Annotated in this window: 15 protein-coding genes; 12 read left to right on the top strand and 3 right to left on the bottom strand. The window is 65.3% G+C overall.

Annotation, left to right across the window (positions count from 1 at the left end; all coding sequences use genetic code 11):
• Nucleotides 1-221: 221 nt before the first annotated feature.
• From RCH11_RS02920 to RCH11_RS02895, 6 genes are all read left to right on the top strand, one after another.
• Nucleotides 222-515 carry a putative quinol monooxygenase gene (locus RCH11_RS02920; RefSeq protein WP_327055498.1) on the top strand — a complete coding sequence of 98 codons (294 nt, stop codon included), beginning with the start codon at nucleotides 222-224 and terminating at the stop codon, nucleotides 513-515.
• Between the two features lie 37 nt (nucleotides 516-552).
• Nucleotides 553-954 (top strand): antibiotic biosynthesis monooxygenase family protein, encoded by a 402-nt coding sequence (locus RCH11_RS02915; protein WP_327055497.1) that lies wholly within the window; start codon nucleotides 553-555, stop codon nucleotides 952-954.
• A 21-nt stretch (nucleotides 955-975) separates the two neighbouring features.
• Nucleotides 976-1,215, top strand: a complete 240-nt coding sequence (locus RCH11_RS02910) for a luciferase domain-containing protein (protein ID WP_442788991.1) — start codon at nucleotides 976-978, stop codon at nucleotides 1,213-1,215.
• Between the two features lie 135 nt (nucleotides 1,216-1,350).
• Nucleotides 1,351-1,983, top strand: a complete 633-nt coding sequence (locus tag RCH11_RS02905; protein WP_442788990.1) for a PadR family transcriptional regulator — start codon at nucleotides 1,351-1,353, stop codon at nucleotides 1,981-1,983.
• A 70-nt stretch (nucleotides 1,984-2,053) separates the two neighbouring features.
• Nucleotides 2,054-2,347 carry a hypothetical protein gene (locus RCH11_RS02900; protein ID WP_327055494.1) on the top strand — a complete coding sequence of 98 codons (294 nt, stop codon included), beginning with the start codon at nucleotides 2,054-2,056 and terminating at the stop codon, nucleotides 2,345-2,347.
• Between the two features lie 72 nt (nucleotides 2,348-2,419).
• Nucleotides 2,420-3,193, top strand: coding sequence for a YidC/Oxa1 family membrane protein insertase (locus tag RCH11_RS02895; protein ID WP_327055493.1), 774 nt, complete (start codon nucleotides 2,420-2,422; stop codon nucleotides 3,191-3,193).
• Between the two features lie 24 nt (nucleotides 3,194-3,217).
• Here the strand turns inward: RCH11_RS02895 and RCH11_RS02890 are convergent, their stop codons facing one another.
• Nucleotides 3,218-3,625: a hypothetical protein gene (locus tag RCH11_RS02890; RefSeq protein WP_327055492.1), complete on the bottom strand. Its 408-nt coding sequence runs from the start codon at nucleotides 3,623-3,625 to the stop codon at nucleotides 3,218-3,220.
• On the opposite strand from RCH11_RS02890, the gene RCH11_RS02885 reads away from it, so the two are divergent.
• Together RCH11_RS02885 and RCH11_RS02880 are read left to right on the top strand one after the other, a co-directional pair.
• The gene (locus RCH11_RS02885; RefSeq protein ID WP_327055491.1) at nucleotides 3,613-4,032 is read left to right on the top strand and encodes a hypothetical protein; all 420 of its coding nucleotides are present in this window, start codon (nucleotides 3,613-3,615) and stop codon (nucleotides 4,030-4,032) included. The genes RCH11_RS02890 and RCH11_RS02885 overlap by 13 nt on opposite strands.
• Nucleotides 4,002-4,919 (top strand): prolyl oligopeptidase family serine peptidase, encoded by a 918-nt coding sequence (locus RCH11_RS02880; RefSeq protein ID WP_327055490.1) that lies wholly within the window; start codon nucleotides 4,002-4,004, stop codon nucleotides 4,917-4,919. Before RCH11_RS02885 ends, RCH11_RS02880 begins: the two co-directional genes overlap by 31 nt.
• Before the next feature lie 20 nt (nucleotides 4,920-4,939).
• On the opposite strand, the gene RCH11_RS02875 is transcribed toward RCH11_RS02880, so the two are convergent.
• Together RCH11_RS02875 and RCH11_RS02870 are read right to left on the bottom strand one after the other, a co-directional pair.
• The gene (locus RCH11_RS02875) at nucleotides 4,940-6,346 is read right to left on the bottom strand and encodes a serine hydrolase domain-containing protein (protein WP_327055489.1); all 1,407 of its coding nucleotides are present in this window, start codon (nucleotides 6,344-6,346) and stop codon (nucleotides 4,940-4,942) included.
• A gap of 35 nt (nucleotides 6,347-6,381) precedes the next feature.
• Nucleotides 6,382-7,359, bottom strand: a complete 978-nt coding sequence (locus tag RCH11_RS02870) for an NYN domain-containing protein (RefSeq protein ID WP_327055488.1) — start codon at nucleotides 7,357-7,359, stop codon at nucleotides 6,382-6,384.
• A 122-nt stretch (nucleotides 7,360-7,481) separates the two neighbouring features.
• On the opposite strand from RCH11_RS02870, the gene RCH11_RS02865 reads away from it, so the two are divergent.
• The 4 genes from RCH11_RS02865 (at nucleotide 7,482) to RCH11_RS02850 (ending at nucleotide 12,028) form a co-directional block, all read left to right on the top strand.
• Complete coding sequence (locus RCH11_RS02865) at nucleotides 7,482-8,990, top strand: MFS transporter (RefSeq protein WP_327055487.1); 1,509 nt, start codon at nucleotides 7,482-7,484, stop codon at nucleotides 8,988-8,990.
• A 130-nt stretch (nucleotides 8,991-9,120) separates the two neighbouring features.
• Entirely contained in the window at nucleotides 9,121-10,056 is a 936-nt protein-coding gene (locus RCH11_RS02860) for a quinone oxidoreductase family protein (protein ID WP_327055486.1), read from the top strand.
• Between the two features lie 112 nt (nucleotides 10,057-10,168).
• Nucleotides 10,169-10,648 carry an SRPBCC family protein gene (locus RCH11_RS02855; RefSeq protein WP_327055485.1) on the top strand — a complete coding sequence of 160 codons (480 nt, stop codon included), beginning with the start codon at nucleotides 10,169-10,171 and terminating at the stop codon, nucleotides 10,646-10,648.
• A gap of 69 nt (nucleotides 10,649-10,717) precedes the next feature.
• Nucleotides 10,718-12,028 carry an MATE family efflux transporter gene (locus RCH11_RS02850; protein WP_327055484.1) on the top strand — a complete coding sequence of 437 codons (1,311 nt, stop codon included), beginning with the start codon at nucleotides 10,718-10,720 and terminating at the stop codon, nucleotides 12,026-12,028.
• Nucleotides 12,029-12,106: the final 78 nt, after the last annotated feature.

Genomic DNA, 12,106 nt, shown 5'->3' with positions numbered 1-12,106 from the left:
TTGGTAGTTGTTGCGACTTCGGGGGCCACCCAAGTCGCAACAACTACCAAGTCGATTGCGGGGGCTTCATCGGGCGGGAACTGTTCGCGGGGGGAGTGGGTATCTCCTGTGGTGTTCGTTTCTGGCGTTCGTTTCTGCGGTCGAAGACGCGCGCTCGTGCTCGCCGATTGCGTCACTTACAGTGGTGGGAGCACTCTTCACCCCGAGAATGGAGCCCCAGTATGACTGTTACCGCAACGCTTGAACTCGCCATCAGGCCCGAATCGGCGGAGGTTGCCACGGCGGTGATCCACGAGGTGCTCGAAGCGACGCGTGCGTTCCCCGGTAACCAGGGGGTCGAAGTGCTCGTCGATACCGAGAACCCGTTGCGGATCGTGCTGCTCGAGCGGTGGGAGTCGCTTGAGGCCGATGCCGCCTATCGCGCCTGGCGAGCCGGCGACGGCACGTCCAATCTGGGCAGCATCCTTAGCGGTCCTCCAGTTCTCGGGCTGTTCACCACCGCCTCAGGCGTATAGCAGTCACGCAGGCTGCCTTTCTCCCTGGACTTCGGGGATGATTCTGGAACACGTCGTCCTTCCCGTTAGCGCGGGCCGCAGCGCCGAGTTCGAAGTGGCTTTCGCGGAGGCGCGGCCGCTGATCGAAGCGTCCGCAGGATTTCTCGGGCTATCGCTCACACGCGGTGTCGAACATCCCGATACGTACCTTCTGCTCGTGGAATGGACCTCCCTTGGTGCCCACGAGACCGGGTTTCGCTGCGGGCCGCGTCCCGTGACATCCACCGATGGGCCGCATCGTCAGCTCTCTCAGCGAGCGACGCCCGCGCTGTGGGGGCGACTTGTTGCGAGTTCCTTCGCGCTACCCGGGGTTGTCGAGGGGCACAGCGCGGTCTCTCCTGCGAGTTCGCGCGCGGTGCTGCTTGCCTCGCGCCCGGAACTCCTCGCGCCCGGAACTTAGCTCGCGCCGCCGGGGAATGCGGTGGAGCCTGTGCACCTGCACGGGATGGATGACACGAGCATCCACCTCTGCATCCCGCCGGAGCGCGCCGCCGAACTCTGCGATCGAGGCTGGGCCGAGCCGCACCAGTATGCCGACCACGGCAGCGAGATCATGGTTTACGGCCCCCGCGACGAGTTCGAATGGGAGTTCGTGGTCGGGTTGATATCCGAGAGTGTCGGGTGGGCGACGGAAAGAAACGCCGAGGAGTCTCACCACTAAGCCTGTGCTTTAACGCTTGTACTTTCGTTCATAAAGATATATCGTAAACACATCGCAGAAGTTCTGCGATGGCTCACTATAAATTTCGACGCACCGCGTTCGACTGACACGAGCACAACGAAAGGCACTGCGATTATGAACCGTAATCATTCACACCCCCCTCACGTTTCCGATCACCATCCTCACCGATTCCACCATGTGCCGGGAGGTCACGGTCACGGCTTTCCGGGCGCTGGCTTCCCCGGCGGTTTCGAGCGTGGCGCATTCCCGGGAGGCGCCGGATTCGGGGGTTTCCCCGGCGGTCCGGGCTTCGGCCCACGCGGACCGCGCCGGGCAGGCAAGGGCGACATCCGTTCCGCGATCCTGTCCCTGCTTTCCGAAGCGCCGTCGAACGGCTACGGCCTGATCAAGGCTATCGCCGAGAAGACCGGCGGAGCCTGGCGCCCGAGCCCCGGATCGGTGTATCCCACGCTGCAGCAGCTCGTCGACGAAGAGCTCATCCTCTCGAACGGAGACGGTCGTAAGACTGAATTCGATCTCACGGATACCGGCCGTACCTATGTCGCAGAGCACGCGGATGACTTCGCGAAGGCCTGGGAGGCAACCCCTGGTCGCTCCGAAGCTGGCGGCGCATTCTTCGAGAGCGTCGGAAAACTGATGGGCGTCGCCCAACAGTTCCGTCACTCGGCGACCGATGCCCAGCGCGTTGCCGCGATCGCGAAGATCGACGAAGCGCGTCGAGCCCTCTACCTGATCCTCGCCGACTAGTGCACCCGACCAGTGGCCTGCCGCAATCGTGGTGGGCCACTTCGTCGTCAACGACGACTACCCTGTGAGCATGCGCTTGCTGCACTCCTGGTTCTTGGCTTCCGCGGCCGCGGCTGTCCTGGCCTACTCCGGTGTGCAGGCCGATCCATTCTCGATCGTGTTCGTCAGTATCGCCGCCGCCGCGATTGCCGCCATCGTGGCAGTGCGTTTCGCGGTGCTCGCTATCCGACATCGCGAGTTGACCATCGGTGCTCGCGCCCGTGCACACCGGCAGGCGCTGGGCCGTATCCCTGCGCCGCAGCATCCGCGCACGGCTGGCCGCCCGCGCCCCCGCGCCCCCGCGCAGTCGATCACGGTCACGTAGCGGTCCTGCCCTCGAGCGGATGTCGCGTGACCACACGGTCACCCCATCCCTTTCGACTGCAAGGACTTCTTCGTGGATCCATTTTCATTTCCTCCCTTGGCGGCTGTTCTCGAGGCCGCGTATCGCTTCGTCGAGGGCCTCGCCGCCCTGCTCCAGCCGATCGCCGGTGTCTCGAGCGCGGCACTGGCCATCCTCGTAATCACCGCCCTGGTGCGGACACTTCTCATACCGGTCGGGGTGTCCCAGGTGCGGGCCGAGTGCACCCGTCGTCGGCTCCATCCGCAAATACTCGCGCTGCAGCGTAGGCACAGAAAGGACCCGGTCACGCTTCAGCAGAAGATGGCCGAGCTGTACCGGGCCGAGAATACGTCCCAGTTCGCCGGCATCCTTCCGGCGCTTGCCCAAGCTCCGGTGCTGTCTGTGGTCTACACCCTGTTCGTAAGAAACACCATCGACGGGCACGCGAATGCGTTGCTCGCACAGCAGCTTTTCGCCGCCCCGCTCGGCGGGTCATTCCTGCACCTTCTTGCCGGCGGGGGCGTGGGCATCCTTGTTTATCTGGCGTTGTTCTGCGAGTTGGCTGCTGTCGCCTGGATCTCACGGCGAATTGCGCTCCGCCTCCAGCTTGTCGATACGCAAGCCCCGGCCTCCGCGGCCACACTCGCCCGAGCACTCAGTTGGCTGCCATTCGCGACGATCGTGTTCGCCGGGTTCGTGCCGCTGGCCGCGGCCCTGTACCTGGCAGCATCCGCAACCTGGACTCTCGGAGAGCGGATGCTGCTGCGCCGCTGGTACTGGCGCGGTCCCGAAAGAGCGGCACCCGTGGCGCCGATCCCCACCCGGTGACCGGGAATGCCAGAGTGCTGAACCTCAGCCGATTTTGCGCAGCAGTACAGTGAGCTGCGAGATCTCGTCAGCATCGAGGACTCCGTCGAGCCAGGCCTCCGAACGATTCGCGGCGAGTCCGGATGCCTCGAGCGCCAGAGCTCTGCCGTGGGAGCTCAGTCGGAAGTTACCGGCTTCGGTGCGCGCGATCCAGTCGAGCTTCTCCATCGGTTTGACGCGACGGAGGGTCTGCGACTGCGATTGGGAGAGCGCTGTGGCCAGGTCGGCGCGCGACAGTCCCTCCGCGCCAGCATCCCGGAGCAGCCCGAGTAGAGACAGGTCATTGAGCCACAATCCGACGCGTGACAGGGCCTTGTCGAGCGCCGACGTTGCCTCGGCATTGACTCGAGTGATCAGGATCAAAGCTTCGAGGGCGGGGGATGAGGAAGTCACCCTGTGATCGTACTTTCACCGGCAGCACCACCGACCGTGAGAAGTGGTCGATCACGGCCGACCGCGCGCTCGTCTTCGTAGAGTTCAGCGACCAGCGGCTCTATCGGCCGGATGACGGCGGCTCGACACCCGTGTCACTCACGCCGGCCAGCCGTGGCTTTCGATTCGGCGACATCAGCATCCGTGGGTCTCAAGTCATTGCGGTGCGTGAGGCTCACACGGAGGGCGCGGTCACGCGCGACATCGTGGCGGTGCAGCTCGATGGCACCGATGCGGATGACGAGGCCGGCATCCGCTCGCTTGCCTCTGGATCGCATTTTCTCGCTTCAGGCCCGACGGGGCCCGTCTCGCCTGGATCGGGTGGGAGTATCCCCAGATGCCGTGGGACGGCACCGAACTGCGGGTGACCGACCTGGAGAGCGGAGCGGTGACAACCCTCGCGGGATCAGTCTCGGAGAGCGTGCTGCAGCCGGAGTGGGTCGATGACGCCACCCTCACGATGATCAACGATCGCAGCGGCTGGTGGAACCTTTATTCCGTCACCCTGCAGGGCGAAGGTGCGGTGCTTCACCCCGAGGATGCCGAGTTCGGCGGTCCGCTCTGGCAACTCGGCGCGCGCACCTACGGGGCACTCGATGAGGCGCGTATCCTCGCGGTGCGTACCGTCGGAGACGACAGCCTGGTAATTCTCGATCTGGCCGTCGGAACTTCCGAGACCATCGACCTGCCACTGACCAGCATCCGGCTCGGCCCGCAGAGCGGAAGCCGGGTACTGCTCACCGGTGGCAGTTCGTCACTGGCCGGGGGGCTTCGCATGCTTGACCTCTCCGATGGGTCACTCACCGATGTGCGCCTCGATGTCGACGCCATGCCTGATCTCGCGTATGTGCCGCTCGCCGAAGCGCGCACCTTCCACGAGGCACGTGACGTCCACACTTTCGTCTACCCGCCCCGAAACGGCGAGTTCACGGCACCCGAGGGCGAGTCGCCGCTGCCTGAGGCATCCGCGGTGTATCAGGAGAGGTCACCGCTCACCCACGTCACCAGCCTGACAACCCCCGTTCTGCTGCTTCAGGGTCTCGACGACGAAATCGTACCGCCCACCCAGGCCGAGCTGTTTCGCGATGCGCTCGCGGCGAAGCGGCTACCCCATGTCTACCGGGCCTACAAGGGCGAGTCGCACGGATTCCGTCGTGCGGAAACGATCATCGACGCCATCGAGAGCGAGTTCTCGTTTTACGGCCAGGTGCTGGGCTTCGAGCCACCCGGCGTGCCGAGGCTCACCCTGTCGTAAAGGATTCGATCAGGTGCCGCTCAGCCCCGGCTCACCGATATGGCGTGAGTGTGCGGCAGGTCGCCGAAGGCCACGTTCTGGATGATGTCGAGGGTCACAGCGTCGGTCGTAAAGGCGAGCGTGTAGGTGCGAGAGAATGGCGTGCCGATATTGTGTGCCCGGATCACCAGGCTGTTCGGGGAGACCCAGGCTCCGCTCGCCCACACGCGGGCATCGGCGGATTCCACCCACTCTCCGTGCCCGAAGGCGAGCGGCGTGCCTCTGCCCTCACTGCCCTGTCGGGTAATCGTGAGCGCCCCCGTTTCCAGAGTCACCGAACTGAATTTCGGGTCATCGAACGAAAAGCGGATGCCGGCAACCCGGTCTGCCGTCGGTGAGATGGCCGCCCCCGCGATTGTCGGCAGAGTGAGAGCCGCCAGTGCGTCCCCAAGGGAGCTGGCCAGCGGGACCTCGGCCGGTGGCAACGGCGCGTCCCCGAACGCGGGAAGCAGGTGCTCCCACACGAGGTCGAGTGCGAGCTGCGCGACCGGAAGAGCAGAGGTGAGCACGACAACGGCATCCTGCTCCGGCAGCACGATGCAGAATTGCCCGAACGCCCCATCGGCGCGGTAGCCGGAAAGTCGATTTCGCCAGAACTGGAAGCCGTAGCCCTGCCGGCCATCGAGATCGTGATCGGTGCCCGAGGTGTCGACCTGTGCCGCAGTCGCCTCGTCTATCCACCCCGCGGGAACCAGTTGTCGGCCATTCCACTCGCCGCGCTGCAGCAGGAGTTGGCCGAAGGTCGCGAGATCTTCGGTGGTGATGCTGAGCCCCCAGCCACCGGCATCGATGCCGCGCGGACAGCTTTGCCAGGAGGCGCTCGTCATTCTGAGGGGCTCGAAGAGCCGCGGGGTGAGGTAGTCGAGCAGCCGCTCGCCGGTGAGCCGCTGGACGATCGCAGACAGCAGGTAGCTCGTGCCACTGTTGTAGACGTAGTGGGTGCCCGGCGTGAACACGAGTGGCTGGGCGAGGATGGCCCGAGCCCAGTTCTCCCCGTGCGACTCGTCGGCAAGAGACACCGTGTCGGTGGCGTGCCCGGTGGTCATGGTGAGCAGGTGGCGCACGGCCAGACTGGCGAGATTCGGGGTGATCTCGGTGGGGAGGTCGTCGGGCAGCAGGTCGACGATGCGGTCGTCGAGTGTGAGACGTCCCTCGGTGATCGCCAGTCCGACAGCCATCGAGGTGAAGCTCTTACTCACCGAGAACATCAGATGGGGATGCTCCGCCGCGTACGGCTTCCACCAGCCCTCGGCGATCACCCGACCGTGCCGCACGATCATCATGCTGTGCAGGCTGTCGAGCTGGGCATCCGCCTCGCGCAGGAAGTCGAGGATGGCGGAGGACGTGATGCCCTCGGCCTCGGGCGTACTGCGGGGAAGAAACGTCATGGCACCATTCTCGCGCCGGATCCGCCGACTCAGCGTCAGCCGACCGGCGAGGCCGCTGGCCTCAGGCGAATACGGCGGGAATTGTTGGGCCCGTGGTCATCCATCTCTATCTGGCCGTTGCGCGACTTGACAAACTCGGTGAAGGTCTTGTATCCGAGGGCCGACTCGTTGAATGCCGGGTCCATTCGGCGCATCTGGTTTTTGACCTCCGAGCTCGGCATCCACTCGCTGTCACTCTTGGCAATGCCGAGTCGAAGGGCCCGCATCATCAGGTTCGTGGCCGCTTTGGGAGAAAGCTTGATGGGCGCGTCATCGTCGGGCAGCTGGGTCTTCGATTCAGCCGAGGTGGCAGGCGGGCGCTCGGCTTTCGGAGGAGAATCAGATGCGCTTTTCGCGATCTCAGGTGCTCGATCCGTCGCCACCGGCACCTCCTCGTCCACTCCGGAGCTCGCGAGCCCGGGGAGGTCGTCGTAGTCCTGAAACTCGTCACAGGCGGCGACGAGCGATCGACTGGTGGCGCCGGCGACCCCGATTCCCACGACATAGCGCCCGAGCCGCTTGCAGCGCTGGGCGAGCGCGATGTAATCGGAATCCCCGGCGACGATCACGACGTGGGTCAGGTCGTCCAGACGAAACAGGTCTTCCACCACGTCTACCGCGAGCCGGATATCGGCGCCGTTCTTCATGGCCTGCGTGGTCGGGAAGAGTTGGGTGAGGTCCACCGCACGATCGATGAGCTGCTTCTGGTAGCTCGCATTCGCCTTGGCCGACCAGTCTGCGTAGGCGCGGCTGATCACGATGGACCCGAACGAAGAGGCGTAGTCGAGCACCGCGCCGAAGTCGACGGTCGCATCGCGCAGTCGAATGCCGACAACTCCCGCCGACTCTGGCCCGAAATTGCGGGCACCGTCGATGCTGAATTTGCGGGCACCGTGAAGCTGGTTGTACCGCGAGACGACGATGTTATCGAAGTCGATGTAGACGGCTACACGGGTGTCGCTTGGTTCAGGCATTCGGTGCCTCTCGGCTCGGTAGTGGCCAGTCTCGTAGCCCATATGTTAGAGGCCGATTTGCGCCGAGGCCAGACCGTTGGCTCACTTTCCTCTGATCTACTGGGAGTGAGGAAGGGCGTGGAATGACGGATGCACGAGCGAGTGCGCGCGCAATGACGCCCGATCCTCGTCGCTGGCGCGCTCTCGGAGTGCTGCTTCTCGGCCAGTTCGCCGCGCTACTCGATGTGAGCGTCACGAACGTGGCACTTCCGTCGATTGGTCGCTCGACCGGTTCAAGCCCATCCGAACTGCAGTGGATCGTCACCGGTTATGTGCTTGCCTTCGGCCTGATGCCGATCATCGGCGGTCGGCTCGGGGACATCGGTGGCCGGCGTCGCATCTTCATCATCGGCCTCGTCGGGTTCGTCACAGCGAGTGCGGCCGTTGGACTCTCGCCCGATCCGGTTTTCATCATCGTGGCCAGGGTGGTGCAGGGCCTTTTTGGGGGAGTGCTCGGACCTCAGGTTTCTGGCTACATCCAGAACGCCTTTCCCCGCGAGGAACGCGGGCGGGCCTTCGGGCGCCTCGGGCTCGCACTCGCCGCAGCGACGGCACTCGGTCCTGTTGTCGGTGGGCTACTCATTGCCCTCGGTGGACCGGAGTTCGGCTGGCGGCTCGTATTCTTCATCAATCTGCCGATCGGAATCACCGCCATCGTGCTGGCACTGGCCTGGGTGCGGGAGGCACGAGCTCCCACGGGAGCGCAGCGCCAGAAGCTGGACGTTCCCGGCGCGATCCTGCTCGGAATTGCCATCCTCTGTGTGCTCTTCCCGATCGTGGAGTTCAACACCCTCCGCTCGGGATGGATTTTCCTGTTGCTCCTGCCCGGTGCGGCCTTCGCTGCCCTGTTCCTGCGGAGAGAGGCGAGACTCACCGCCGCCGAAGAGTCCCCGCTGCTCGACCTCCGGCTTTTCCGCCAGCCGTCATTCACGATCGGGGTCACCTTCATCCTGCTCTATTTCTGCGGTTCCACCGGGCTCCCTCTCGTGCTCACGCTCTACTTGCAGCAAGGGATTGGGTTCGAGCCACTCCAGGCAGCCCTCGCCGTGACCTCCCTCGCCGTGGGCTCTGCGGTGTCTGCGCCGATCGCCGGCCGACTGGTGCCTCGCATCGGCCGGCCGCTGGTTGTCGTGGGGGTCACCCTTTTCATCATCGGCGCGGCCTGGATCGCGGTTGTTGTCGGGGCAGCGCCCACACTCACCGACCCGAGCGCGATCATCCTGCGTCTGGCCCTCCCGCTCTTCCTCATCGGGGTCGGTGGAGGTGCTGTGATCACGCCAAACCAAACACTGTCGCTGGCGGATGTCGACAGGCGAATCGGCGGATCGGCCGGCGGCGTGCTGCAGACCTCCCAGCGCGTCGGAGCCGCCATCGGGCAGGCGTCAATCGGGGCTGTGTTCTTCGCGCTCGTCGCTGGCAGTGCAGCTTCGACCGGGCCGGGCTCCCCAGCGCAGCATCCGCAGGACTTCTCGATGGCGTTCGTCGCCGGAGTCGTTGCGGCCACCGTGTTCTCACTTCTGGCACTTGGCTTTGGACTGTTGGATCTGCGGGCCACGCGCCGACGGCGATTCGCCGCGGAGCGCCGAGGCTGACCGCAGGGAATCGCCGGAGGCCAGTGCCGACCGGGCTCACCCTTGGCAGGCTCGTCATCGTCATTGCCATCAAGCCACAGTGCCGGGATGAGCGTACGGTGAGCGATATACGTCGCAAGCAGGGAGTCTCATGGACCAGCACTGGATCGCCACCGACTTCGGTGGACTCGACGTTTTTGAATTCGTTCCCGTGGAGGTTCCTGCCCCGGGCAGGGGCGAAGTGACGATCTCGGTGCGAGCCGCGGGCATGAATCCCGCCGATTTCAAGCACATCGCGCGCGGATCGGATCGGGCACTCCTGCCGATCCCCGTCGGTTACGAGGTTGCCGGTGTCCTCAGCGCGATCGGTGCGGATACGACGATCGCGTCGGGTGGCGGTGTGCTCGGTGATGAGGTGATCGCCTTCCTCGTGCAGGGCGGGTACTCGACGGCGATGACGGTCGACGCGAAAAACGTGTTCGCGAAGCCGGCCTCGCTTGGGTTCCCCGAGGCGGCGAACCTGCTGCTCGCGGCCACCACCGCCTCCGAGATGCTGCACGTAACCGGAGTAACCGCCGGAGAGACCGTGCTGGTGCACGGTGCGTCTGGAGCGGTGGGGGTGAGTGTCATCCAACAAGCGAGACTTTTGGGAGTTCGCGTCATCGGCACAGCGAGCCAGAGCAGCTTCCCGGTGCTCGAGCGCTTCGGCGCCCAGCCGGTCGTCTACGGGAGCGGACTCCAGCAGCGCGTGAGCGACCTTGCACCCGAGGGCATCGCCGCCTGTCTCGACACGGTGGGAACCGATGAAGCGGTGAATGTCTCGATCGCGCTGGTCGCGGATCGCAGCAGGATTGTCACGATAGCCGCAATGCAGCGGGCGGAGGGGGCGGGCATCCGACTGATCATGGGGGCCTTGCCCGCGAGTGCGGCGTATCGCCGCACCGTGCGCGCCGAGCTCATCGCGCTCGCGGGAGACGGCGGGCTGGTAGTTCCGATTGCCCGGACGTTTCCGCTCGCTGAAGCGATCGAAGCCCTCACGCTGCTCGAGGCCGGGCATCCGGGCGGCAAGATAGCGCTCATTCCGTAGCGGAGCAGCGGTGCAAATAACAGGCGCCGCGCGCTGCGGAGCCCAGGACCTGCGCAATCCCGAACGGCCGCGGCTCCGAATCATCCGTCACGATCAGGAAATGAGGAATCGAATGCCCGGACGCAGCGTGAGCGCCATTACGGAACTGATTGCCACCGCGTCGCTCGATCGCACCTGGGATATCGCAACGATGCACACACCGGTGGGCCTCTACCCGAGGGCCGGATTGCTCCCCGCTGTTGTGGAGGTGCGCAATCAGACTGGCGACTGGGACGGTGTCGGACAGACCAGGCAGCTCATGCTCTCCGATGGTGGCAGCGTGATCGAGCAAACGACCAACGTCGATCGCCTCGAATTCTTCGCCTACAACCTCACCGACTTCCAGAAGGTCTTCGGCGTCATGGTGGAGAGTGCACGGGCAGAGTGGACCTTCACCCAGGCGCCGAACGGCACCCTCATCCGCTGGCGGTACACCTTCCACTCGAAGCCGGGCTACGGCCTGCCGCTCGTCGCGATCATCAAGTTCCTCTGGGGCCCCTATATGAAACGCGTGCTTCCCGGGATCGTCCGGGAGATCGAGCGCTCGCGTTGATTACCCGCCTGTGCGCCGGGCAGCGCGCCGGCGGGGATGGCACTGCGGTTCGACGTCTAACCTGAGCGAGTGAGAGTAGTCCATCCGCTCGACCGCGAAATACTGCGCCTAGCGGTTCCGACACTCGCCGCTCTCGTCGCGGAGCCGCTCTTCCTGCTTGTGGACACCGCACTCGTCGGTCATCTCGGCAGCGTACCGCTCGCCGGACTCGGTATCGCAAGCGTGGTGTTGCAGACGGCGGTCGGATTGCTCGTCTTTCTCGCCTATGCCACCACCCCTGCTGTTGCGCGCCTGCTCGGAGCCGGAAATCGGACTGCTGCCGTGCGAGCCGGAGTGGATGGCGCGTGGCTCGCGCTCGCCGTGGGAGCCGTGTTGCTCGTGCTCGGGCTGCTCTTCGCGCCCGTTGTCGTGGCCGCCTTCGGGTCGGCTCCGGCGATCTCGGCTGCCGCCGTGAGTTACCTCACGATCTCCGCCTGTGGCCTGCCCGCGATGCTTTTCGTGCTCGCCGCGACGGGTTTACTCCGCGGGTTGCAGGACACCCGAACCCCCCTGAAGATTGTGACCGCGGGGTTCGCGGCCAATGCCGGACTCAACGCCCTGTTCATCTACGGGCTCGGCTGGGGGATCGCCGGATCGGCGCTTGGCACGGTCGTCGCCCAGTGGGGGATGGCCGCCCTCTTTGCCGTGTCGGTGATACGCGCGGCCCGAGCGACCGGGGCGCGGCTGCGGCCGGGGTTCGCCGGGGTGACCCTTGCCGCGACATCCGGGGGTTGGTTGTTCCTGCGAACCGCGTCCTTGCGACTGGCGATGGTCGCGACGGTGTTCGCCGCGAGTCTGCTCGGTGTCACCGGCCTCGCCACTCTGCAGGTGGCGCTCGCCGTGTTCTCTCTTCTCGCCTTTGTGCTCGATTCGCTCGCTATTTCCGGGCAGGCGATGATCGGGCACGGCCTCGGAGCAGCCCGGCCCGATCGGGTGCTGCTCATAACGCGCCGGTTGGTGCGGTTCGGAGTCCTCACGGGCCTGCTCGCCGCGGCCGTCATGGCAGCCCTCTCGCCCGTGTTCGGTCGGCTCTTCACCAGCGACGAGCCGGTGAACCGGGCGTTAGTGGCCGTGTTTCTGGTGATGGCGGTTGGCATGCCACTCGCGGGCTTCGTATTCGTCCTCGACGGTGTGCTGATCGGAGCCGGAGACGGGCGCTACCTCGCGCTGAGCGGCATCCTCAATGTGGCCGTCTACCTCCCGCTGCTGTGGTGGGGCGGCCAGCAGCACAGCGTTCTGGCCGTATGGACGGCCTTCGGTCTCGGCTACATCGGCGTGAGAGCACTCACGCTCGGGCTCCGTGTGCGAGGCACCCGCTGGCTCGGGACAGCCGCCACCTAGCCCAACTGGTGCCCCTTCACTGCGCCGGTGACGCAATATCGAGCGATCGCGAGTCTGGGCAGCATTCACGATGGGAGA

It is taken from the genome of Glaciihabitans sp. GrIS 2.15, assembly GCF_035984695.1.
GTDB lineage: Bacteria > Actinomycetota > Actinomycetes > Actinomycetales > Microbacteriaceae > Lacisediminihabitans.
This window is presented reverse-complemented; position numbering and strand designations above follow the sequence as displayed.

Coding starts and splice junctions, on each gene's coding strand:
- RCH11_RS02920 (WP_327055498.1), top strand. CDS start 222: ATGACTGTTACCGCAACGCTTGAACTCGCCATCAGGCCCGAATCGGCG.
- RCH11_RS02915 (WP_327055497.1), top strand. CDS start 553: ATGATTCTGGAACACGTCGTCCTTCCCGTTAGCGCGGGCCGCAGCGCC.
- RCH11_RS02905 (WP_442788990.1), top strand. CDS start 1,351: ATGAACCGTAATCATTCACACCCCCCTCACGTTTCCGATCACCATCCT.
- RCH11_RS02900 (WP_327055494.1), top strand. CDS start 2,054: ATGCGCTTGCTGCACTCCTGGTTCTTGGCTTCCGCGGCCGCGGCTGTC.
- RCH11_RS02885 (WP_327055491.1), top strand. CDS start 3,613: ATGAGGAAGTCACCCTGTGATCGTACTTTCACCGGCAGCACCACCGAC.
- RCH11_RS02880 (WP_327055490.1), top strand. CDS start 4,002: ATGCCGTGGGACGGCACCGAACTGCGGGTGACCGACCTGGAGAGCGGA.
- RCH11_RS02875 (WP_327055489.1), bottom strand. CDS start 6,346: ATGACGTTTCTTCCCCGCAGTACGCCCGAGGCCGAGGGCATCACGTCC.
- RCH11_RS02870 (WP_327055488.1), bottom strand. CDS start 7,359: ATGCCTGAACCAAGCGACACCCGTGTAGCCGTCTACATCGACTTCGAT.
- RCH11_RS02865 (WP_327055487.1), top strand. CDS start 7,482: ATGACGGATGCACGAGCGAGTGCGCGCGCAATGACGCCCGATCCTCGT.
- RCH11_RS02860 (WP_327055486.1), top strand. CDS start 9,121: ATGGACCAGCACTGGATCGCCACCGACTTCGGTGGACTCGACGTTTTT.
- RCH11_RS02855 (WP_327055485.1), top strand. CDS start 10,169: ATGCCCGGACGCAGCGTGAGCGCCATTACGGAACTGATTGCCACCGCG.